The sequence below is a fragment of the Limnohabitans sp. Hippo3 genome, from assembly GCF_003063665.1.
In the GTDB taxonomy this organism is placed as follows: domain Bacteria; phylum Pseudomonadota; class Gammaproteobacteria; order Burkholderiales; family Burkholderiaceae_C; genus Limnohabitans_A.
Genome location: NZ_NESF01000001.1, coordinates 517,014 through 539,427, shown reverse-complemented (window position 1 = coordinate 539,427; position 22,414 = coordinate 517,014). Strand labels below are relative to the sequence as shown.

Here is a 22,414-nt window from a genome sequence, read left to right as displayed (position 1 = left end):
TGCATGCCCTTTTGTCACAGACCAGTCGTTTTTGCGGGGACAATGCGGGCATGAGTGAAATGACCGCTAACCCCCCTGTTCTCGCCCCCAAAGTGGGCTTTGTCAGCCTGGGCTGCCCCAAAGCGCTGACCGATTCCGAACTGATCCTGACCCAACTGAGTGCCGAGGGCTACCAGACGTCCAAGACGTTTGAGGGCGCTGACCTGGTCATCGTCAACACCTGTGGCTTCATCGACGAAGCGATTCAGGAGAGTCTTGACACGATTGCCGAGGCCTTGAACGAGAACGGCAAAGTGATCGTGACCGGTTGCCTGGGTGCCAAAACAGGCGAGGGCGGTGGCAACATGGTGCGCGAAATGCACCCCAGCGTGTTGGCCGTGACCGGGCCGCACGCCACGCAAGAGGTGATGGACGCGGTGCACACGCACCTGCCCAAGCCGCACGACCCGTTTCTGGATTTGGTGCCGGGTGGCTTTGGCGAAGCGGGCCTCAAGCTCACGCCCCGCCACTATGCCTATTTGAAGATCAGCGAAGGCTGCAACCACCGCTGCACCTTTTGCATCATCCCGTCCATGCGGGGCGACCTGGTCTCGCGCCCGATTGGCGATGTGCTCAAAGAAGCCAAAGCGCTGTTTGAGGGCGGCGTGAAAGAGTTGCTGGTCATCAGCCAGGACACTTCGGCTTATGGCGTGGATGTGAAATACCGCACGGGTTTTTGGGACGGCAAACCGGTCAAGACCCGCATGCTGGAGCTGGTGCAGACCCTGGGCGAGATGGCTCGGGAGCGCGGGGCCTGGGTGCGATTGCACTACGTCTACCCCTATCCGAGCGTGGACGACATCATCCCCTTGATGGCCGAGGGCCTGGTCTTGCCTTATCTGGATGTGCCGTTTCAGCACAGCCACCCCGATGTGCTGCGCCGCATGAAGCGCCCGGCCAGCGGCGAGAAAAACCTGGAGCGCATTCAGCGTTGGCGCGAACTGTGCCCTGAGCTGGTCATTCGCAGCACCTTCATTGCCGGTTTTCCGGGAGAGACCGAAGAAGAATTCGAGCACCTGCTGGGCTTTTTGCGCGAAGCGCAGATTGACCGCGCGGGGTGTTTTGCCTACAGCCCGGTCAAGGGGGCAACGGCCAACGATTTGCCCGGCATGCTGCCCGAGGTACTGCGCGAAGAGCGCCGTGCCCGATTCATGGCGGTGGCCGAAGAGGTGTCGATTGCCCGCTTGCACCAGCGCGTGGGTGCCACCATGCAGGTGTTGGTGGACAGCGCTCCGGCCATGGGCCGTCGTGGTGGGGTGGGGCGCAGCTTTGGTGATGCGCCCGAAATCGATGGTGTGGTGCGTTTGTTGCCACCCGAGAAAATGAGCAAAACCCTCAAGGTGGGCGAATTCACCCGCGCCCGCATCGTCAGCGTGGAAGGCCACGACCTGGTGGGGGTGCCGGTTTGATGCGCTGCGGTGCATCGCTGGCCAGCCTTCGGGCGGTCCGCGTGCGCCATGCGTTGCACGGTTCGAGTGCCGAGACAAGTGTTTCAAGCAACAAAAAAGCCGTTGATCAGAAATCAACGGCTTGTTGTGTTTTGAACTTATCTGATTCGATAAGATTGGTGCCCAGAAGAGGACTCGAACCTCCACGATGTTACTCGCTAGTACCTGAAACTAGTGCGTCTACCAATTCCGCCATCTGGGCGCCTCAGGAATAAAAGGATTGTATATCAAAAAAGTAGCGCCACCCAGCGGCTTGCTGGAAGAAATTGAAGGAAGTGTTCAAGGACACCGCGATGGCCACGGATTTTTGATCCGTGACAACGGCGAGTCGGACATTTATTTGTCACCCAACGAGATGCGTGCCGTGTTGCACAAGGACCGCGTCAAGGTGCGCATCGTGCGCCAGGACCGCAAGGGTCGCCCCGAGGGCCGCATCGTCGAGATTGTCGAGCGCCCGGAGCAGCCCATCATCGGCCGCTTGTTGCACGAAGGCGGCTTGTGGCTGGTGGCGCCTGAGGACAAGCGCTATGGCCAGGACGTGATGATCCCCAAAGGGGCCACGGGCACGGCCAAGCCGGGCCAGGTGGTGGTGGTCGAGTTGACCGAGCCGCCTGCCTTGTTCGGGCAACCGGTGGGCCGCGTGAAAGAAGTGCTGGGCGAGATCGACGACCCGGGCATGGAGATCGAGATTGCCGTGCGCAAATACAGCGTGCCGCACGAATTTTCTGCGGCCTGTCTGGAGCAGGCCAAAGGCCTGCCTGACAAGGTGCTGGCCAAGGACCGCAAGGACCGGGTCGATTTGCGCGACGTGCCCTTGGTCACGATCGACGGTGAAGACGCGCGCGACTTTGACGACGCGGTGTATTGCGAACCGGCCAAAGTGGGCCGAGGCAAAGGCTGGCGTTTGCTGGTCGCCATTGCCGATGTGAGCCACTATGTGCAAACCGGCAGCGCGATTGACATCGATGCCTACGACCGCGCCACCAGCGTGTATTTCCCGCGCCGCGTGATCCCCATGCTGCCCGAGAAATTGTCCAACGGCCTGTGTTCGCTCAACCCGGATGTGGACCGTTTGTGCATGGTGTGCGACATGCTGGTCAACGCCAAGGGCGATGTGCATGCCTACCAGTTTTACCCGGCGGTGATGCACAGCCATGCGCGTTTCACCTACACCGAAGTCGCGGCCATTTTGGCCAACACCCGCGGACCGGAAGCGGCCAAACGCAAGGAGCGTGTGACCGACCTGATGAACCTGCAGGACGTGTACCGTGCCTTGCTGGCCTCGCGTGCAGTGCGCGGCGCAGTAGACTTTGAAACCACCGAAACGCAAATCGTGTGTGATGAAAGTGGCCGCATCGAGAAGATCGTGCCGCGCGTGCGCAACGAAGCGCACCGTTTGATTGAGGAAGCCATGCTGGCGGCCAACGTCTGCAGCGCCGACTTCATCCAGCAGGGCAAGCACCCCGGCTTGTTCCGGGTGCATGAAGGCCCCACGGCCGAGAAAAAAGACATCCTGCGCAATTACCTCAAGGCCCTGGGTCTGGGCATGAGCATCAGCGACGATCCGCACACCAGCGAGTTCCAAAAAATTGCGCTCGCGACCAAGGACCGCCCGGACGCGCAGCAGATCCACACCATGCTGCTGCGCTCGATGCAGCAGGCCATCTACACCCCGGTCAACAGCGGGCACTTTGGGTTGGCCTATGAGGCCTACACCCACTTCACCAGCCCGATCCGGCGCTACCCGGATTTGCTGGTGCACCGGGTCATCAAGGCGATTTTGCTGGACCGCAAATACACGCTGCCCAGCTTGCCTGTGCCGGGCGAGGCGCATGCCAAGCTGAGCAAACGGCTGGAGAAGAGCCGCGCGGCCAAGGGCGATGCGCCCGAGTCGTCTGCGCCGCGCGTGCGCATGTCGGCCGCCGACCAGCGCGCCTGGGAGGCCGCGGGTCTGCACTGCAGCGCCAACGAACGCCGCGCCGACGAGGCCAGCCGTGATGTGGAAGCCTGGCTGAAGTGCAAATACATGCGCGAGCATTTGGGCGAGGAATACAGCGGCGTGGTGTCTGCGGCCACCAGCTTCGGCATCTTCGTGACACTGGACACTTTGTATGTGGAAGGGCTGGTGCACATCACCGAGCTGGGGGGTGAGTATTTCCGCTTCGACGAGTTGCGCCAGGAGTTGCGCGGCGAACGTACCGGCATCCGCTACGCCATTGGCAGCCGGGTGCAGGTGCAGGTCAGCCGGGTGGACCTGGACGGGCGCAAGATCGACTTCCGGCTGGTGACAGCGGGCGACGATTTGGTGCCGCGTGCGATGCGCGACAAAGGCGTGTTGGCACCGAATGAAGGCGGGCGAGACAAAAAGCGGGGCGCCCAGGACCGCCGCTTGGCCGATGCCGAACGCAATCGCTCCCCCATCCAGGCGCTCAAGGCCTCGGTGAAAAAAGCGGCCGCCAAGAAGAAGGGTGCCAGGACCACCAAGCCCCGACGCTGAGGCGGGGTTCAGACCAGGTTCTGTGTTGAGGCCCTTCAGACCAGGCGCTGAGCCAGTCGGCTGGCGGTGAGGGCCTCGCCCGGTGGCCAGGCGTCGGCCACTTGGCCGTGTTGGGCCACCGCTGCGCAGGCGGCATCTAAGGCGTTTTGGCCTTGCGCCATGCGGGCCCCCACGAGGCCGGCCAGCACATCGCCCGTGCCGCCGATGGCCAGGCGCCCGTTGCCCGTGATGTTGATGCGCGGCGTGAGTCCAGGCGCGGCGATCACGGTGCCCGAACCCTTCAGGACCACGCTGCATTGGAAGCGCTCGGCCAATTCTTGCGCTGCTTTCAAACGGTTGTTTTGCACCTGGGCCGTGCTGCAACCCAGCAACCGGGCAGCCTCCAGCGGGTGGGGTGTGATCACGGTGGGTTGTTTGGAGCCCCGTTGGCGCAGCGCGTTTTGCAGTGCGCTGTCTTGCGCCACGGCATTGAGCCCATCGGCGTCCAGCACCAGGCAGGCGCTGCGCTGCAGCACCTCGGGCAAGACCGCCTCCACAGCGGTGCCGCCGCCGCAGCCGCACACCACATGCAGTTTTTCCAGCGCCAGGCGCTTGAATTCGCGTTGCATCACATCGGGCGGTGCGCTGTCGCTGGCGTGGCCGGACAACAGGCTCAAGATGACGCGCCCCGCACCTGCGTGCAAGGCGGCAGTGGCCGCCAAAACGGCTGCGCCGCGCATGTCCATGCCGTGTGGGGCCATGCCTTCGCCACCGATCACGGCCACATCGCCGTGGCTGCCTTTGTGGCTGGCGTGGGGCTTGGGTGTTGCTGCGCAGGGGGCATTGAGCCAGGCCAGTGGCGGCAATCGGTGCTGGCTGGCTTGGTAGCCCAGGTTTTCGAGCCAGATTTGGCCACTGGCATCGCGCCCATGCCCCATGAGCATACCGGGCTGCACCGCGATGAGGCTCAAGGTGTGGTCTGCCCGCACGGCCAAGGTGTGGCCGGTTTCACCATCCAGCCACTGGCCCGATTGCGGGTTCAGCCCAGTGGGCACGTCGATGGCCAGCACCGGAGCTGCGCCCTGCTGCATGGCCAGCACCCAAGCCTTCAAGTCAGCACTCAAGGGGCGTGAGGCACCGATGCCCAGCAGGGCGTCGATGCACAAATCTTCTGCAGCCATTTTCTGCAACCATTCCTTGGGTACGTCAGGCTGAATGCGCACGCCCGCTTGTTGCGCCCGTTGCAAGGCCGCTTGTGCATCGGTTGGGCTGGGTCCGGTTGAGGCCACCAGGCTGACCACCACTTCTTTGCCCCATCGGTGCAGGTGCAAAGCGGCTTCCAGACCGTCGCCCCCATTGTTGCCCGGGCCAGCCGCGACCCAAACGCGCCGGGCATGGGGCGCCACGGCCAGGGCCAGTCGGGCGCAGGCCAGGCCCGCGCTTTGCATCAAAGGCGTGGGGCTGAGGGCTTGCAGCGCAGGTTCGAGCTGCCGCACCTGTGCGGGCCCCAGGATGGGCCAGGCGTGTGAGCGGCTCAGGGTGTGCATGGTTTCAGTGCTGTTGCAGCATGGGTTCGAGCAGCGAGGCCAGCTGCAAAATGGTGTCGTCGTGCATGGCCGCGTGCCAGACCATCAAGCCCACGGGCAGCTCGTCCGGCGCATGGCAGGGCAGGGAGATGCCGCAGCCGTCGAGCGTGTTCACGGCGCTGGTGTTGCGCAGCAGCAGGCCGTTGACCCGGAAAAACTCGGCATCGCGCTCGGCACCCGGGGCCACGGCGCTGATTTGTGGGCCTGTGATGGGTGTGGTGGGCGAGAGCACGGCGTCGTAACCCACCAGTGCCATTTCCACGCGGCCTATCCATTGCCGACGGGCCTGCACCAAATCGATGTACTCGTGGGCTTTCATGCCCGCGCCGCGCATCAAGCGTTGCAGGACGCGCGGGTCGTAGCGTTCGGCTTCGCGCTCGATCAGTGCACGGTGCCAGGCATAACCCTCGGCCGGGCTGAAGCCGCCCGTGCTCATCATGGGGGCCAGCTCGTTCAACTCGGTCAGCGCGATCTCGTCGATGCGTGCCCCAGAAGCCCTCAATGTGTTCAGGCTGCGCTCAAAAGCCTGCGTGACCGTGGCATCCATGCTGTCCTGCATCAGGCTCTTGATGACCGCCAGGCGGTAGCCAGAGAGAGGACGCCGCCCTTGCGGAACGCGCCTGGCCGAGAGCACTTCGTGGGCCAAAATCGCGTCGCGCACCGTGCGTGTCATGGCGCACACGGTGTCGAGCGTGGTGGACAGGGGCAGGGCGCCTGTGGTGGGCACCAGGCGGGCGGTGTTTTTGAAGCCCACGATGCCGTTCAAGGCGGCGGGCACCCGGATCGAGCCCCCCGTGTCCGAGCCCAGACCGATGAAGGCGGCACCCGTGGCAACCGATACGGCAGCGCCCGAGCTGGATCCACCAGGCACATGGGGCTGCCCGGGGGCGCCGACGGGCTGGTCATGAAGACCGTCCCAGGCGGCAGGCGTGCCGTGGTGGGGGTTGGTGCCCACGCCCGAAAAGGCAAACTCAACCATGTTCGTGCGCCCGATCAGGCCTGCGCCTGCGGCCCGCAAACGTGCCACGGCTGCACCATCTGCGGCCGCAGGGGGCTGATTTTTCAGAACGACCGAGCCTGCCTGGGTGATCTGCCCTTGAATGTCAAACAGGTCTTTGATGGATACCGCCAGGCCCGCGAGCGGGCTTTGGGCCACTTGGGGCTGCTGGGCTGTTTGTTGCAGTGCCTCGGGGGTCAGTTGCATGAAGGCATGCTGGCAGGCGGTGCTTTGAGCCGCAGCCAAACAAGCTTCTGCAACGGCCTGGGGGTGGGTGGAGCCAGCCCGGATGGCTTGCCGGGTGGCGATCAGGTCAGCTTTCATGGGGGAGGGCGCTTTAGGGTGGGTCAGGATGCTATAATCCTAAGGCTTTGCGGAGCTCGGGCGCTGTCTTGTGAGTGTCATGTCGAACATGACACTTGAGCAATGACCTGAATTCGGCAAAGTCCATCCGCGAACCCGTCCCGTCAAGGTGTTGCGCCCAGTCTTTTACAGGCTGTGCGCGATCAGTGGACCGGGTTTTAGACCTAACCTTTGGAGTATTTTCATGTCCGTTACCATGCGCGAAATGCTGGAAGCCGGTGTCCACTTCGGTCACCAAACCCGCTTCTGGAACCCCAAGATGGCCCCGTTCATCTTCGGCCACCGCAACAAAATCCACATCATCAACCTGGAAAAATCGCTGCCGATGTTCCAGGACGCGATCAAGTTCGCCAAGCAGCTGTCTGCCAACCGCGGCACCATCCTGATGGTGGGCACCAAGCGCCAGGCCCGTGAGCTGGTGGCTGCTGAAGCCCAGCGCGCTGGCGTGCCTTTCGTCGACCAGCGCTGGTTGGGCGGCATGCTGACCAACTTCAAAACCGTCAAGACCTCGATCAAGCGTCTGAAGGACATGAAGGCTCAGCAGGAAGTCGGCCTCGACAGCCTGAGCAAAAAAGAACAGCTGATGTTCAAGCGCGAGATGGAAAAGCTCGAAAAAGACATCGGCGGTATCCAGGACATGGCGGCTTTGCCTGATGCGATTTTCGTGATCGACGTCGGCTACCACAAGATCGCCATCTCGGAAGCCAAGAAACTGGGCATTCCATTGATCGGTGTGGTGGACTCCAACCACTCGCCCGAAGGCATCGACTACATCATCCCCGGTAACGACGACTCGGCCAAGGCCGTGGCTTTGTACGCCCGTGGCATCGCCGACGCGATCATCGAAGGCCGCGCCAATGCGGTCAATGACGTGGTCAAGGCCGTGACCGAAGGCGCTGACGAATTCGTCGAAGAAGCCAACGCTTCTGCCTGAGTTCCCAACACTCGATGAAAGGGGCTTTGTGGCCCCTTTTTTTTAATCTGACTTTTAGACTGAATACGGAGAAATCAAATGGCTGCAATTACCGCAAGCATGGTCGCTGAACTGCGCGCAAAAACCGACGCTCCCATGATGGAGTGCAAAAAAGCCCTGACCGAAGCCGAAGGCGACATGGCCAAAGCCGAAGAGTTGCTGCGCGTCAAGCTGGGCACCAAGGCTGGCAAGGCCGCTTCGCGTGTGACCGCCGAAGGCGTGGTGACCAGCTTCGTGAGCGGCACCACAGGCGCCATGATCGAAGTCAACTGCGAAACCGACTTCGTGACCAAGAACGACAGCTTCCTGGCTTTGGCCAACGCCGCTGCCAAGCTGGTGGCCGAGCACAACCCTGCCGACATCGCTGCTTTGGGCGCTCTGCCTTACAGCCAGGACGGCTTTGGCCCCACCCTGGAAGAAGTGCGCAAGGGCCTGATCGGCAAGATCGGCGAAAACATGAGCTTCCGCCGCTTCAAGCGTGCCGCTGGTGGTGCCAAGATCGCGAACTACCTGCACGGCACCCGCATCGGCGTGTTGGTCGAGTACGAAGGCGACGAAACTGCTGCCAAAGATGTGGCCATGCACGTTGCCGCCATGAAGCCTGTCTCTTTGACCAGTGCCGAAGTGCCTGCCGAGTTGATCGAAAAAGAGCGCTCGGTCGCTGCGGCCAAGGCGGCCGAGTCTGGCAAGCCTGCCGACATCGCCACCAAGATGGTCGAAGGCTCGGTGCAAAAGTACCTCAAAGAAGTGTCTTTGTTCAACCAGTCCTTCGTCAAGAACGACAAGCAGACCGTCGAGCAGATGCTCAAGGCCGCTGGCACCACCGTCAAGGCATTCACCTTGTACGTGGTCGGTGAAGGCATTGAAAAGAAAGTCGACGACTTCGCTGCCGAAGTGGCCGCGCAAGTGGCTGCTGCCCAAGGCGCAGCCTGAGTTCACACACCTGCTGATCTGCCCACCCACATCGTCCACATTGAACCCCAAGGAGCCCGTCATGTCTTCAGCCAAGCCAGCCTATAAGCGCATTTTGCTCAAGCTGTCGGGCGAAGCCCTGATGGGGGACGACGCCTTCGGCATCAACCGCGCCACCATCGTGCGCATGGCCGAAGAAATCGCCGAAGTCACCCGCTTGGGTGTGCAGGTGGCGGTGGTGATCGGTGGCGGCAACATCTTCAGGGGTGTGGCGGGCGGCTCGGTCGGCATGGACCGCGCCACCGCCGACTACATGGGCATGTTGGCCACCGTGATGAACTCCCTGGCCCTGGCCGATGCCATGGACAAGGCCGGTCTGACGGCCCGCGTGATGTCGGCCATCGGCATCGACCAGGTGGTCGAGCCTTATGTGCGCCCCAAGGCCTTGCAGTACCTCGAAGAGGGCAAGGTGGTGGTGTTTGCGGCGGGTACGGGCAATCCGTTTTTCACGACCGACACGGCCGCTGCTTTGCGCGGTGCCGAGATCGGAGCCGAGATGGTGCTCAAGGCCACCAAGGTCGATGGTGTTTACACTGCCGATCCGAAAAAAGACCCCTCGGCCACGCGCTACAGCGAGATCAGCTTCGATGAGGCCATTTCGCGCAATCTGGGCATCATGGACGCCACGGCTTTTGCCTTGTGCCGCGACCAGAAACTGCCGATCAAGGTGTTTTCGATCATCAAGAACGGCGCTTTGAAGCGCGTGGTGCTGGGTGAGGACGAAGGCACCCTGGTTTATGCTTGAGACCGTTCTGACGAGGAGAACCCCATGACGATTGCAGACATCAAAAAAACAACCGAAACCAAAATGGAGCAATCCATTGCGGCTTTCAAAAACAACCTGACCAAGATTCGCACGGGCCGTGCCAATCCGGCGCTGCTGGACACCATCCATGTCGATTACTACGGCTCCATGGTGCCTTTGTCGCAAGTGGCCAACGTGTCCTTGATGGACGCGCGCACCATCAGCGTGCAGCCTTGGGAAAAGGGCATGGGTGCCAAGATCGAGAAAGCCATCCGCGAAAGCGATCTGGGCCTGAACCCCGCCTCCATGGGCGATTTGATTCGCGTGCCCATGCCGCCCATGAGCGAAGAGCGCCGCAAGGAAATGACCAAGCTGGCCCGCACCGAAGGCGAGAACGGCAAGATCGCGATCCGCAATCTGCGTCGCGATGCCAACGAATCGGTGAAGAAACTGGTCAAGGACAAGGAAGCGTCCGAGGACGATCAAAAGCGTGCCGAAGCCGACATCCAGAAACTGACCGACAAGCGCATGACCGAGATCGATCAGTTGGTGGCTGCCAAAGAGCAAGAGATCATGGCGGTTTGATTTTGAATGGGGTGCCGTGGCTTCACACGGCCTGATGGGCCGCCCAATTGGCGGCCTTTTTTATTCGGCGGCCTTTTTTCTGGAGAACCCGTGCTTAAACAACGCGTCATCACCGCCCTGGTCTTGCTGGCCTTGCTGTTGCCCGCTTTGTTTGCGGCCCACCCCTGGCCCTTCATGGCGCTGACCTTGGTGCTGATCACCGCGGGGGCTTGGGAGTGGGGGCGACTCAACGGCTTGCCCACTGCAGGGGCATGGTCTGGCGCCTTGCTTTGCTTGCTGGCTTGCGCGGCGGCCGTGCAAATGGGCTGGGTTCAGCGCACGCCGCCATGGGTGTGGCTGATGGCAGGTGCCTGGTGGGTCTTGCTGGGCAGCTGGATGGTTCAACGCGGGGTGGCTGGCTGGGCCATGTGGCCGCGCTCTGTGCGCTGGTTGGGGGGTATCGCGCTGTTGGCCCTGGCCTGGGTGGCGATGGCACAAGCCCACCAAAGGGGCGTGAACTTTCTGTTGTCGGTTTTGGTGTTGGTGTGGGCGGCCGATGTTTTTGCTTATTTTTTCGGCAAGGCGCTCGGCGGTCGTTGGATCAAGACCAAGCTGGCGGCCAGCATCAGCCCCGGCAAGAGCTGGGAAGGGGCTTTGGGCGGCATGTTCGGGGTCTTCTGTGTGGCTTGGGTTTGGGTCGAGGTCGACCGAAGTTGGGCCCTGCACGATCTGAGTTTTTATTCCATGTTGTGGGCCAAAGGCTGGTGGGTGACCCTACCCGCTTTGCTGTTCATGTCTGCCATGAGCGTGGTGGGCGATTTGGTGGAATCGCTGGTCAAACGCAGCGCGGGCATGAAAGACAGCTCAGGCCTGCTGCCGGGTCATGGCGGTGTTCTGGACCGCGTGGACGCCTTGCTGCCGACATTGCCTTTGGCGATGATGTTGATTTCCTGGATTTGAAACGAGAGCGGACCCTATGCACACCCTCCAACGCATCACCATCCTGGGCTCTACAGGCTCCATTGGCACGAGCACTCTGGATGTTTTGGCGCGGCATCCGCAGCAGTTTGCGGTGTACGCCTTGACCGCATCGACCCAGGTGGACCTGATGCTGGCGCAATGCGCGCAATTCAAGCCCGAAGTGGCGGTCATGGTCCAGGAGGACGCAGCCCGTTTGCTGGCGGACAAGCTCAAAGCCGAGGGCTTGCGCACCGAAGTGCGTTGGGGCGCTGCGGCGCTGGACGAGGTGGCCTCTGCCGAGCCCGTAGATGCGGTTATGGCGGCCATTGTCGGCGCCGCAGGCTTGTCGCCTTGCTTGGCTGCCGCGCGTGCAGGCAAGAAGTTGCTTTTGGCCAATAAGGAAGCCCTGGTGGTGGGCGGCGAAGTGTTTTTGTCCGCTGTGCGCGAGGGTGGGGCGGTGCTGTTGCCGATTGACAGCGAACATTCGGCGATTTTCCAGTCTTTGCCCGAAGACCCGGCCACCTGGCAGCGGCGTGTTCACAAAATCATCCTGACAGCGTCGGGCGGCCCTTTTCGCGGGCGAGAGCCCAGCAGCCTCAAGGATGTCACGCCCGAGCAGGCGTGCGCCCATCCCAATTGGGTGATGGGGCGCAAAATTTCGGTGGATTCCGCCACCATGATGAACAAGGCCTTGGAAGTCATCGAGGCCCGTTATTTGTTTGGCCTGGCCCCCGAGCAGCTGGAGGTGGTGATTCACCCCCAAAGCGTGATCCACTCCATGGTCCAATACAAGGACAACTCCGTGGTGGCCCAGTTGGGCACCCCCGATATGCGGGTGCCGATTGCCTACGGCTTGAGCTGGCCGGAGCGCATGGTTTCGGGGGCTTCTGCGCTCGATTTCCATGCCTTGTCCGCCATGACTTTTGAGGCCATGGATGGGCATGGCCATCCGGAGCGTTTTCCGGGTTTGAAGCTCGCCTGGGCCACTTTGCAGGGGGCCCCAGGCAGTTGCGCGGTGCTCAATGCGGCCAATGAAATCGCGGTGGACGCGTTTTTGAACCGCCGTATCCGGTTTGACCAGATTCACCATGTGAACGAAGCGACACTGGAGGCCGTGGACACCGTGCGACCGGAAAATCTGGCGGACTTGCTGGGCATTGACCGCCAAAGTCGCGAGGCTGCGCGGCAGGTGCTGGGCCGACTTGGGTGAGGGCCACGATCCCCCTGGCGCACACCGGTCGTGTAGCGTTTGCGAGGTGTATTATCTTGGCTTCGCGGTGCCGAGCGCTGTGACCCTGTTTTTCAGGCGAAAATGCTGCGTTGATCGCCCTTTGGCGGTGTGCAGATGGGGTTTTTTCTAATGGGTTGAAGGTCGGGTGTTCAACGCAACCCGAGCGGTTGACCTTTATATGGTTGTTCCATGAATTTTTTTGACATTCGTTCACGCCTTCAACCTGCCGCATGGACGGTGGCAGCCAGCTTGATGGCGTGCATGCCCGCCTGGGCTGTTGACCCTTTCACCGTGCGAGACATCCGTGTCGAGGGTCTGCAGCGGATCGAGTCCGGTACGGTCTTCGCTTCTTTGCCACTGCGCGTGGGTGACCAATATTCGGACGAAAAAGGCGCTGCCGCGATCCGCGCACTGTTCGCCCTGGGTTTGTTCAAGGACGTTCGCCTGGAAACCGAAGGCGATGTGCTGGTGGTGGTGGTGGAAGAGCGGCCTTCGGTGGCCGCTGTCGAGTTCATTGGACTCAAGGAATTTGACAAGGACGTCTTGCTCAAAGCCTTGCGGGAAGTGGGTCTGGCCGAAGGGCGCCCTTACGACAAGGCCTTGGCCGACAAAGCCGAGCAGGAACTCAAGCGCCAGTACATCAACCGCAGTTTGTACGGCGCCGAAGTGGTCAGCACGGCCACCCCCGTGGACCGCAACCGCGTGAATCTGAGCTTCACCATCACTGAAGGCGGCCCAGCCCGAATCAAACAGATCCAGATTGTGGGCAACAAGGCGTTCTCGGAGTCCGATTTGCGCGACCAGTTCAACCTGGACACGGGTGGCTGGATGAGCTGGTACACCAAGTCCGACCGCTATGCCCGCACCAAGCTCAATGCCGACCTCGAAGCCTTGCGCTCCTATTATTTGGCCCGTGGTTTTCTGGAGTTCCGGATTGACTCCACCCAGGTGGCCATGTCGCCCGACAAACAGGAAATGGCCATTACGATCAACGTGACCGAGGGTGAGCGTTTTGTGGTCTCGGGTGTGAAGCTCGAAGGCAACTACCTCGACAAGGACGATGAATTCAAGGCGCTGGTCAAGATCGCTGTGGGCAAGCCCTACAACGCCGAAACCGTGGCCGAGACCACCAAGGCCTTCACCGATTACTTCGGCAAATTTGGTTTTGCTTTTGCTAAGGTGGAGGCCAAGCCAGAAATTGACCGCCAGAACAACCGCGTGCAGTTTGTGCTGCAGGCTGAACCTTCGCGCCGTGCTTACGTCAGGCGCATTCTGGTCTCGGGCAACAACCGCACCCGCGACGAAGTGATCCGTCGCGAGTTCCGTCAATACGAAGCGGCTTGGTACGACGGTGACAAGATCCGTCTGTCGCGTGACCGCGTCGACCGTTTGGGTTTTTTCACCGACGTGAACGTGGAAACCATCGAAATCCCCGGTACCCCCGATCAGGTCGATTTGATGTTCACCGTGGCCGAAAAGCCAACGGGCAGCATTTCTTTGGGTGCGGGTTTTTCTTCGGCTGAAAAGGTGACCTTGAGTTTTGGCATCCGCCAGGAAAACGCCTTCGGTTCGGGCAACTATTTGGCTGTTGAAGTCAACACCAGCAAGTACAACCGCAATCTGGTCTTGAGCACCACCGACCCCTATTTCACGCAAAACGGCATTTCCCGCACGCTGGACGTGTTTCAGCGCACCACACGGCCTTATTTGGGCGACATCAATTCCTACAGCTTGATCAACTCGGGTGTTGGCCTGCGTTTTGGCGTGCCCGTGACCGAGACGGACACGGTTTTTGTGGGAGCCAATGCGGAGCAGACCCAAATCAAAGAAGGTTCAGGCGTCCCGTTGCCTGCCCCTTACAAGGAATATGCAGGGGTTTTTGGTAGCACCAGCACTGCCATTCCCCTGACTTTGGGATGGGCCAGGGACGGTCGTGACAGCGCTTTGGTACCGAACAAGGGTACATACCAGCGACTGAATGCGGATTTGAGCCTGGCAGGTGATGTTCGTTATTTCCGCAGCAACTACCAGTACCAGCAGTATTTCCCGCTGAGCAAGAAGTACACCTTGGCTTTGAATGCGGATCTTGGATGGGGTCAAGGCCTGAGCGGACAGCCATTCCCCATTTTCAAGAATTTCTATGTGGGTGGTTTGGGCAGTGTTCGAGGCTTTGAGCAATCGACGTTGGGCCCAAATGCCCGAACGATCAAAGGCGATGATTCGTCTGCACTCGTTTATTTGGGTGGTCCCAAGAAAATCGTTTTGAACGCCGAATTCATGGTGCCCTTCCCAGGCGCTGGCAATGACAAGACCCTGCGTTTGTTTGGCTTCACAGACATTGGCCGAGCCTTTGGGGAAAACGAAAAAGTCTCTTTTGGTGACCTGCGGGCTTCCGCGGGTATTGGCCTGAGCTGGATCTCCCCCATGGGGCCCCTGCGCTTCTCTTATGCTACGCCCATTCGCAAAGAGACAGGCGATAAAATTCAGAAACTCCAATTCCAGATCGGAACCTCTTTCTAATGAAAACGATTCGCAAGAACCTTCTCGTCGCGCTGCTGGCTGGTGCATCCGCTTTCACGGGCCTGGTGCAGGCGCAGGATTTCAAAATCGGCATCGTCAATACGGACCGCATTTTGCGGGACTCCAACGTGGCCAAGGCGGCTCAGGCCAAGCTGGAGTCGGAGTTTTTGAAGCGCGAAAAAGACCTGAACGATGCCATCAACACCTTCAAGGCAGCGGCTGAAAAGTTCGAGCGCGACGCGCCCACGCTGTCTGAAGCGCAGCGCGTGGCCAAGCAAAAGCAGCTGATCGATCAGGACCGTGACCTGAAGCGCCGCCAGCGTGAGTTCCAGGAAGACCTGGGTGCCCGCAAGAACGAAGAAAACCAGATGCTGTTCGAGAAAGCCGGACGTGCGGTCAAGCAAGTGGCCGAGTCCGAGAAGTACGACCTGATCTTGCAGGACGCTGCCTACTTCAATCCCAAGCACGACATCACAGAAAAAGTCATCAAGGCCCTGAACGCCTCGGTGGGCAAATAACAGGCGTTCAGTCTGTTTGAAACCGTGTCGCTGACGCTGGGCGCTATCGTTGAGACACTGGGGGGGCGTCTGTTGGGGCCCTCTGACATGCAGGTGTCGGGCCTGGCCCCTTTGCAGACCGCCCAACCGGACCAGATCAGTTTTCTCAGCCAAGCCCGTTACCAAAGCCAGCTGGCCAACAGCCTGGCAGGCTGCGTGATTGTGAGCCCGGTCTTTGAGGCCGAGGTGGCGCAGCGCACAGCGGCGATCATCACCGATGATCCCTATTTGTACTTCGCCCGTTTGACCCGCTTGTGGAAGCGGGCTCTGCCACAGCCCGCCAGGCCCAGGATTCATCCGAGTGCGGTGATCGACCCTGAAGCGCTGGTTGCTGAAGATGCCGTGATTGGCCCTTTGTGCGTGGTGGAGCGGGGGGTCGAGATCGGCCCGGGCACGTGGTTGAAGTCCCGCGTGACCGTGGGTGAAAACTGCAAAATCGGTGCGCGTTGCCTGGTGCACTCGGGTGTCGTCATTGGTGCAGACGGCTTCGGCTTCGCCCCGCACCAAGGCCAGTGGGAAAAAATTGAACAACTGGGCGCGGTGCGCATTGGCAACGATGTGGAAATCGGCGCCAACACCTGCATTGACCGTGGGGCCCTGGAGGACACGGTCATCGAAGACGGGGTCAAACTCGACAACCTGATTCAGATTGGCCACAACGTGCAGGTTGGCCAGCACACGGCCATGGCTGGCTGCGTTGGCGTGGCGGGGAGTGCCAAGATCGGCGCCCATTGCACCGTGGGCGGTGGTGCCGTGGTGCTGGGGCACCTGAGCCTGGCTGACCATGTGCACGTTTCTGCGGCTTCGGTGGTCACGCGTTCCATCTCGCAGCCCGGCCACTACACCGGGATGTTTCCGCTGGACAGCAATGCCAACTGGGAAAAAAACGCCGCCAGCCTCAAACAACTGTCCCGTTTGCGAGACCGCATCAAAGCCCTCGAAGCGGACATTCAAAACAACAAGGAAAACTGACCGTGATGGACATTCACAAAATTCTCAAGCAGCTGCCGCACCGCTACCCCTTCTTGTTGGTGGACCGTGTGCTGGAACTCGAAAAAGGCGTACGCATCAAAGCTTTGAAGAACGTCACGATCAACGAGCCGTTTTTCACAGGTCATTTCCCTCACCGTCCGGTCATGCCGGGTGTGCTGATGCTGGAGGCGCTGGCCCAGGCGGCCGCCTTGCTGTCTTTTGACACCCTGGACGCCGCGCCCGATGACAACACGGTTTATTACTTTGCGGGCATTGACGGTGCGCGTTTCAAGCGGCCGGTGGAGCCGGGCGATCAGTTGACGCTGGATGTGCAGCTGGACCGCATGAAAGCTGGCATTTTCAAGTTCAAGGCCCAGGCCAAGGTCGGTGACGAGCTGGCCTGCGAGGCCGATTTGATGTGCACCATGCGCAAAATTGCCTGAGGATCTATGGCGACTATCCACTCCACCGCTTTGGTCGATCCGGCCGCTCAGCTGGACGCCTCCGTGACCGTTGGTCCTTACACCCTCATTGGCCCGAATGTGGTCATCGGTGCAGGCTCGACGGTGGGCTCGCATTGCACGATCGAGGGCCACACCACGATCGGTCAGAACAACCACATCCACAGCTACAGCTCCTTGGGCGCTGCGCCGCAGGACAAAAAATATGCGGGTGAGCCGACCCGTTTGGTGATCGGCAACGGCAACACCATCCGCGAGTTTTGCACCTTCAATGCTGGCACCGTCAATGGTGGCGGTGTGACCCAGGTGGGTGATGACAACCTGTTCATGGCTTATGTGCATTTGGCGCACGATTGCCAGATTGGCAGCCACACGATTTTTGCCAACAACTCCCAATTGGCGGGCCACGTGGTGGTAGGCGACTGGGTGATCCTGGGTGGCTTCACGGTGGTGCGGCAGTTCTTGCGTCTGGGAGCGCACAGCTTCACGGCCATGTGCACCTTGCTGTTTGCCGACCTGCCGCCGTATGTGACGTGCCAGGGCCAGCCCGCTGCTGCCCGCACCGTGAACGCCGAAGGTTTGCGTCGTCGCGGTTATTCGCCCACCCGAATCGCGGCGGTGCGGGCCATGCACAAAGCGCTTTACCGGGAAAACCTCACGCTGGAAGCGTCCAAAGAACGCATCTTGCAAATCGCCAAGGACAAACTCGAGGTGCAGGCCGATGTGGACATGATGCTGGACTTTTTGTCGGGCGTTTCGCCCAAAGTGGGCATTGTGCGTTCGCGTCGCCGCTCGGTCGATTGAACAACCCAAGGGCCAGGCCTGTCCTGGCCCGAGCATGAAAGGAGGGCCCTGTGGCCCTGTTGCGTTGCGCCGTCATTGGCGTTGGTTATCTGGGCAAATTTCATGCTCAAAAGTACGCCAAAATTCCCGAGTGTCAGCTCGTCGCGGTGGTGGACAGTCGGCAGGAGCAGGCCGAGGCGGTCGCCGGGCCTTTGGGCTGCGCCGCACTGAAGGATTACCGGGCTTTGATCGGTCAGGTCGACGCGGTCTCCATCGTGGTGCCCACCCAAGGTCATTACGAAGTCTGCGCCGAGTTTTTGCGGGCCGGGGTGCATGTCTTGGTCGAAAAGCCCATGACCACCACGCTGGAGCAGGCCGATGCGCTGATCCGCCTGGCCAAGGACAACCAATGCGTGTTGGCGGTGGGCCATCTGGAGCGCTTCAACCCGGCCGCTTTGGCGCTGGAGCCCTTGCTGTCCAACCCCCGGTTCATTGACAGCTCGCGTCTGGCGCCGTTCAAGCCACGCGCGACCGACGTGAGTGTGCTACTGGATTTGATGATCCACGATGTGGATTTGATTTTGTCGCTGGTCGACAGCGAGCTGGAAAGTGTGGAGTGCTCCGGCGCGCGCGTGTTGACCTCGGACATCGACATTGCCAATGCCCGTATTCGCTTTGCCAACGGTTGCGTGGCCAACGTGACCGCCAGCCGCGTGAGTGCCAAGAGCGAGCGCAAGATGCGCGTGTTTCAAAGCCAAGCCTGCCATTCGCTGGACTTCCAGGCCCGCACCTTGACGACTTACCGCGGCGCCACCACGCCCATGGCCGATCCCGAGCAGGCCATTGAGCGACACGAGCAGTCATTTGGCGAAGCCGACCCCCTGTTTTCCGAAATTCTCGACTTTGTCGAGAGCATTAGAGAGGGTCGCCCCCCCAAGGTGAGTGGCGAGTCCGGACGCCGGGCGCTGGAAGCTGTTCAGCGCATCACCGAAGCCACCCGCTTGATTTCCTGATTTTTAGCCTGTTTGAAAGGTACGCCATGCGCATCCCAATGGTCGATCTGGTCGCGCAATACCGCGATCTCCAGCCCCAGCTGGAACCCGCTTTTTTGAGCGCCCTCCATGCTGCCCAATTCATCTTGGGCCCCAATGTCCAAGCCTTCGAAAAAGAGGCCGCCGACTACCTGGGCGTGGCCCACGCCATCACCTGTGCCAACGGCACGGACGCCTTGCATCTGGCCTTGTTGGCGGCCGACATCGGCCCGGGCGACGAGGTCATCACCACGCCTTTCACTTTCATTGCCACCGCCGAGGCGATCGCCTACGTCGGGGCCAAAGCCGTGTTTGTGGACATCGATCCACGCACCTTCAACATCGACGTGGCGCAGGTCCGACGTGCGATCACACCGAAAACCAAGGCCTTGCTGCCCGTGCATTTGTTCGGGCAGCCTGCTGACCTGGCCCCGCTGATGGCTTTGGCCCAAGAGCACCAGTTGCAGCTGGTGGAGGATTGTGCGCAGTCCTTCGGTGCCGACATTGGCGGTCGCAAAACGGGCGCCATGGGCGATGTAGCGGCTTTCAGCTTCTTTCCGAGTAAAAACCTCGGCTGCTACGGCGACGGCGGCATGGTGACCACGCAGTCCGACGCCATGGCCGAAAAGCTGCGCATGCTGCGCAACCATGGCAGCAAAGTGCGTTACTACCACGACATCATTGGCTACAACAGCCGCCTGGACGAGCTGCAGGCGGTGGTGTTGCGGGCCAAGATGCCCTTGATCGATCGTTACAACCAGGAACGCCGCCGTGTGGCCCACCGCTACAACGCGGGTTTGGCCGGGCTGAATGTGCAAACGCCTTATGAAGACGGTGTGGGACTGCACGTGTACCACCAGTACACCTTGCTCACCGATGAGCGGGCGGCCATCCAGCAAGCATTGACTGCGCAACAAATCGCCAGCGCCGTTTATTACCCCGTGCCTTTGCACCAGCAAAAAGTGTTTGCCTCGATCGCGGCTGGCGCCAGTTTCCCGGTGACCGAATCGGTGGCCGAGCGTTGCCTGTCCCTGCCCATCTATCCCGAGCTGAGCAATGAAGCCATTGATGAGGTGTGCGGCGTGATTCGCCAGGCTTTGAAAGCGTGATGGCAGACGCACCAACTGACGTGGCCGCGCCAGACCTGTGCGTGAGCATGGTCGCGGCCGAGCGTTCGGGTGACATGCTCGCGGCCTTGTTGTTGCAAGGCATGCAAAAAACCTGGCCGCGCTTGCAAGCTTCGGGCATTGGCGGACCGCAAATGGATGCGACCGGTTTCATGTCACGCTGGTCCTGTGACGAGTTGTCGGTGCGCGGTTTGGTGGAGGCGCTTTGGCGTTACCGCCACATCCATGGCATCCGGCAGGCCTTGATTCAGGACTTGCTGGCTTCGCCCCCGGACCTGTATGTGGGGGTGGATGCTTCCGACTTCAATTTGCCCGTGGAGCGTTTGCTGCGGCAAAAGGGCGTGCCCACGGTTCAGTTGGTGTGCCCGTCCATTTGGGCCTGGCGGCCAGAGCGGGTGCAAAAAATCCGTGACAGCGTGAACCATGTGCTGTGCATTTACCCTTTTGAACCAGATTTGTTGGCTCAGCACGGGATCGAGGGCACCTTCGTCGGGCACCCGGTGGCCGATGTGATCGCACAGGAGCCAGACCGCTTGCACGCTCGTCAATCCTTGGGCTTGGCTGCAGAGGCCACCGTCGTGGCCTTGTTGCCGGGCAGCAGGCCGTCCGAGGTCAAAGGCTTGGCTTTGCCGTTTTTGCAAGCGGCGCATCTCATGCGTCAGCAAAGGCCTGAGCTGAAGTTCGTTTTGCCCACGCATGACCTCTTGAAGCCCATGGTGGAGGCGGCCATTGCCGAAGCCGGCATGCAGGCGCATGTTCATGTGGTGATGGGCTGTTCTCACGAAGTGCAGGCCGCTTGTGATGTGGCTTTGGTGGCCAGCGGCACGGCCACCCTCGAGACCGCCTTGCACAAACGCCCCATGGTCATCGCCTACAAAATGCAATGGCTGTCCTGGCAAATTGCCAACCGCAAGCGCTTGTTGCCCTGGATTGGCTTGCCCAACATCCTGTGCAACGAAGGCTTGGTGCCCGAATTCTTGCAAGAGCAGGTGCAGCCCCAGGCCTTGGCCCAGGCTGTTTTGCGTTGGCTGGACGATCCTGCGGCGGTGGCCAAGACCCAGCAGCGTTTTGCCGACCTGCACCTTCAATTGCGTCGTGACATGCCGACGCTGGCCAGCCATGCGATCCAAAAAGTCCTTGCTGCTTGAGCAAAAAACCTTGAACTGGGAGACCCATGGTCTGGTGGCCGGGGTGGACGAGGCCGGGCGCGGGCCTTTGGCGGGACCTGTGGTCGCAGCAGCGGTGATCCTGGACGACCTGAATCCTATACGCGGACTGAACGACTCCAAAAAACTCACAGCCAAGCGCCGAGAAGCCCTGTTTGACGAAATCCGTGCTCGGGCTTTGTGCTGCGCCATTGCCGAAGCGACGGTGCAGGAGATTGACCAGCTCAATATTCTGCAAGCCACAATGCTGGCCATGAAGCGTGCCGTCGAGGCCTTGCGCTTGCCGCCCAAGTTGGTGCTGGTGGACGGGAACCGTTTGCCCACCTTGTCCATTCGTGCCGAAGCCATCGTCCAAGGCGACGCGCTGGTGCCCGCCATCTCGGCCGCTTCGATTTTGGCCAAGGTACACCGCGATCGTTTGTGCGAAGCGATGCACCAACAATACCCCTTGTATGGTTTTGACCAGCATAAGGGCTATGGCACAGCGCAGCACCTGGCTGCTTTGCAAGCGCATGGTCCGGCAGACTGCCACCGCATGACATTTGCCCCTGTGGCCAGGAGTGTGCGATGAAATCGATCAGCTCGCGGGACAACCCGCAGCTCAAAACCTGGCGACGTTTGGCCCAGGACTCCACGGCTTACCGCAAAGCAGGGCAGTTCTGGCTGGAGGGGGACCACTTGTGCCGTGCAGCACTGGAGCGCGGTGTGCGGCCGCTGCAGCTGGTGTTGACCGAGTCGTTTCAGGCCGAGCAGGGCGACCAATGGCGAGGCTTGACCGATCAGGTGTTTGTGCTGCCCGATGCCCTGTTTGCCAGCTTGAGTGGCTTGGAATCTCCGGCCCGCATGGGCTTTGTGGTCGACTGGCGTGCCGGTCATGAGGTCTTGCCGGACGCGCCCACCGTTGTGCTGGACCGTTTGCAGGATGCCGGCAATGTCGGGGCCATCTTGCGCTGTGCGTCGGCATTTGGTTACCGCCAGGTGCTGGCGATCAAAGGCACGGCGGCCCTGTGGTCGCCCAAAGTGCTGCGGGCCGGCATGGGGGCGCACTTTGGCCTGCATCTGGTCGAAGCACTCAGCGAGGCTGATGTGGCAGCCTTGCAGGTGCCCTTGCTCACCACCAGCTCACACGAGGGGCCGTTTTTGCACGCCTTGCTGCAAGCGGGAAATTTGCCTCAAAAGTGTGCCTGGGTCTTCGGTCACGAAGGGCAGGGCGTCAGCGCCAGCCTGATGGCCATGGCGCAGCACCAGGTGCGCATTGCACAGCCTGGCGGGGAAGAATCCCTCAACGTGGCCACTGCAGCGGCCATTTGCCTGCACGCCAGCGCCACCGCAGGTCTTTGAGCACTTTGGCGGCTTTGCCGGACCGTCATGGTGGGCGGTTTGTCAGGGTTTACTAGCAGTCCTCAGCTATAATGAGAGGCTTTCCCGCATCAACCTGTACGC

Annotated in this window: 20 protein-coding genes and 1 tRNA gene; 18 read left to right on the top strand and 3 right to left on the bottom strand. The window is 60.9% G+C overall.

The window, feature by feature from the left end:
• Positions 1–50: 50 nt before the first annotated feature.
• The gene (rimO, locus tag B9Z34_RS02500; RefSeq protein WP_108426509.1) at positions 51–1,448 is read left to right on the top strand and encodes a 30S ribosomal protein S12 methylthiotransferase RimO; all 1,398 of its coding nucleotides are present in this window, start codon (positions 51–53) and stop codon (positions 1,446–1,448) included.
• A gap of 156 nt (positions 1,449–1,604) precedes the next feature.
• On the opposite strand, the gene B9Z34_RS02495 is transcribed toward rimO, so the two are convergent.
• Positions 1,605–1,689: transfer RNA gene (locus B9Z34_RS02495), tRNA-Leu, on the bottom strand.
• Positions 1,690–1,707: 18 nt separating this feature from the next.
• Between B9Z34_RS02495 and rnr the strand changes: the two genes are divergently transcribed.
• Entirely contained in the window at positions 1,708–3,984 is a 2,277-nt protein-coding gene (gene rnr, locus B9Z34_RS02490) for a ribonuclease R (RefSeq protein WP_108426508.1), read from the top strand.
• 35 nt (positions 3,985–4,019) lie between these two features.
• On the opposite strand, the gene B9Z34_RS02485 is transcribed toward rnr, so the two are convergent.
• On the bottom strand, positions 4,020–5,510 hold the full coding sequence (locus B9Z34_RS02485; RefSeq protein WP_108426507.1) for an NAD(P)H-hydrate dehydratase: 1,491 nt from the start codon (positions 5,508–5,510) through the stop codon (positions 4,020–4,022).
• 4 nt (positions 5,511–5,514) lie between these two features.
• Positions 5,515–6,870, bottom strand: a complete 1,356-nt coding sequence (locus B9Z34_RS02480) for an amidase (protein WP_108426506.1) — start codon at positions 6,868–6,870, stop codon at positions 5,515–5,517.
• A 223-nt stretch (positions 6,871–7,093) separates the two neighbouring features.
• On the opposite strand from B9Z34_RS02480, the gene rpsB reads away from it, so the two are divergent.
• From rpsB to B9Z34_RS02400, 16 genes are all read left to right on the top strand, one after another.
• Positions 7,094–7,843 carry a 30S ribosomal protein S2 gene (gene rpsB / locus B9Z34_RS02475; RefSeq protein ID WP_108362815.1) on the top strand — a complete coding sequence of 250 codons (750 nt, stop codon included), beginning with the start codon at positions 7,094–7,096 and terminating at the stop codon, positions 7,841–7,843.
• 78 nt (positions 7,844–7,921) lie between these two features.
• Entirely contained in the window at positions 7,922–8,815 is an 894-nt protein-coding gene (gene tsf, locus B9Z34_RS02470) for a translation elongation factor Ts (RefSeq protein WP_108426505.1), read from the top strand.
• 61 nt (positions 8,816–8,876) lie between these two features.
• On the top strand, positions 8,877–9,599 hold the full coding sequence (gene pyrH, locus B9Z34_RS02465; RefSeq protein WP_108426504.1) for a UMP kinase: 723 nt from the start codon (positions 8,877–8,879) through the stop codon (positions 9,597–9,599).
• 24 nt (positions 9,600–9,623) lie between these two features.
• The gene (frr, locus tag B9Z34_RS02460; RefSeq protein WP_108426503.1) at positions 9,624–10,184 is read left to right on the top strand and encodes a ribosome recycling factor; all 561 of its coding nucleotides are present in this window, start codon (positions 9,624–9,626) and stop codon (positions 10,182–10,184) included.
• Between the two features lie 90 nt (positions 10,185–10,274).
• Positions 10,275–11,123 (top strand): phosphatidate cytidylyltransferase, encoded by an 849-nt coding sequence (locus tag B9Z34_RS02455; RefSeq protein WP_108426502.1) that lies wholly within the window; start codon positions 10,275–10,277, stop codon positions 11,121–11,123.
• A gap of 16 nt (positions 11,124–11,139) precedes the next feature.
• Positions 11,140–12,333, top strand: a complete 1,194-nt coding sequence (gene ispC / locus B9Z34_RS02450) for a 1-deoxy-D-xylulose-5-phosphate reductoisomerase (RefSeq protein WP_108426501.1) — start codon at positions 11,140–11,142, stop codon at positions 12,331–12,333.
• A gap of 210 nt (positions 12,334–12,543) precedes the next feature.
• Positions 12,544–14,874, top strand: coding sequence for an outer membrane protein assembly factor BamA (bamA, locus tag B9Z34_RS02445; RefSeq protein WP_108426500.1), 2,331 nt, complete (start codon positions 12,544–12,546; stop codon positions 14,872–14,874).
• Positions 14,874–15,392: an OmpH family outer membrane protein gene (locus B9Z34_RS02440; protein ID WP_108426499.1), complete on the top strand. Its 519-nt coding sequence runs from the start codon at positions 14,874–14,876 to the stop codon at positions 15,390–15,392. The genes bamA and B9Z34_RS02440 overlap by 1 nt, the downstream gene beginning before the upstream one ends.
• Positions 15,393–15,416: 24 nt before the next feature.
• A complete protein-coding gene (lpxD, locus tag B9Z34_RS02435; protein ID WP_108426498.1) occupies positions 15,417–16,403 on the top strand; it encodes a UDP-3-O-(3-hydroxymyristoyl)glucosamine N-acyltransferase in 987 nt (328 codons plus the stop codon).
• A gap of 2 nt (positions 16,404–16,405) precedes the next feature.
• Positions 16,406–16,846: a 3-hydroxyacyl-ACP dehydratase FabZ gene (gene fabZ / locus B9Z34_RS02430; protein ID WP_108426497.1), complete on the top strand. Its 441-nt coding sequence runs from the start codon at positions 16,406–16,408 to the stop codon at positions 16,844–16,846.
• A gap of 6 nt (positions 16,847–16,852) precedes the next feature.
• On the top strand, positions 16,853–17,668 hold the full coding sequence (lpxA, locus tag B9Z34_RS02425) for an acyl-ACP--UDP-N-acetylglucosamine O-acyltransferase (RefSeq protein WP_108426496.1): 816 nt from the start codon (positions 16,853–16,855) through the stop codon (positions 17,666–17,668).
• Between the two features lie 50 nt (positions 17,669–17,718).
• A complete protein-coding gene (locus B9Z34_RS02420) occupies positions 17,719–18,660 on the top strand; it encodes a Gfo/Idh/MocA family protein (protein WP_108426495.1) in 942 nt (313 codons plus the stop codon).
• A 26-nt stretch (positions 18,661–18,686) separates the two neighbouring features.
• Complete coding sequence (locus tag B9Z34_RS02415; protein WP_233249380.1) at positions 18,687–19,787, top strand: DegT/DnrJ/EryC1/StrS aminotransferase family protein; 1,101 nt, start codon at positions 18,687–18,689, stop codon at positions 19,785–19,787.
• Positions 19,787–20,953: a lipid-A-disaccharide synthase gene (lpxB, locus tag B9Z34_RS02410; RefSeq protein WP_233249379.1), complete on the top strand. Its 1,167-nt coding sequence runs from the start codon at positions 19,787–19,789 to the stop codon at positions 20,951–20,953. Before B9Z34_RS02415 ends, lpxB begins: the two co-directional genes overlap by 1 nt.
• Entirely contained in the window at positions 20,925–21,542 is a 618-nt protein-coding gene (rnhB, locus tag B9Z34_RS02405) for a ribonuclease HII (RefSeq protein WP_108426493.1), read from the top strand. The genes lpxB and rnhB overlap by 29 nt, the downstream gene beginning before the upstream one ends.
• Positions 21,539–22,312 carry an RNA methyltransferase gene (locus tag B9Z34_RS02400; RefSeq protein WP_108426492.1) on the top strand — a complete coding sequence of 258 codons (774 nt, stop codon included), beginning with the start codon at positions 21,539–21,541 and terminating at the stop codon, positions 22,310–22,312. Before rnhB ends, B9Z34_RS02400 begins: the two co-directional genes overlap by 4 nt.
• The last annotated feature ends 102 nt before the right edge of the window (positions 22,313–22,414 follow it).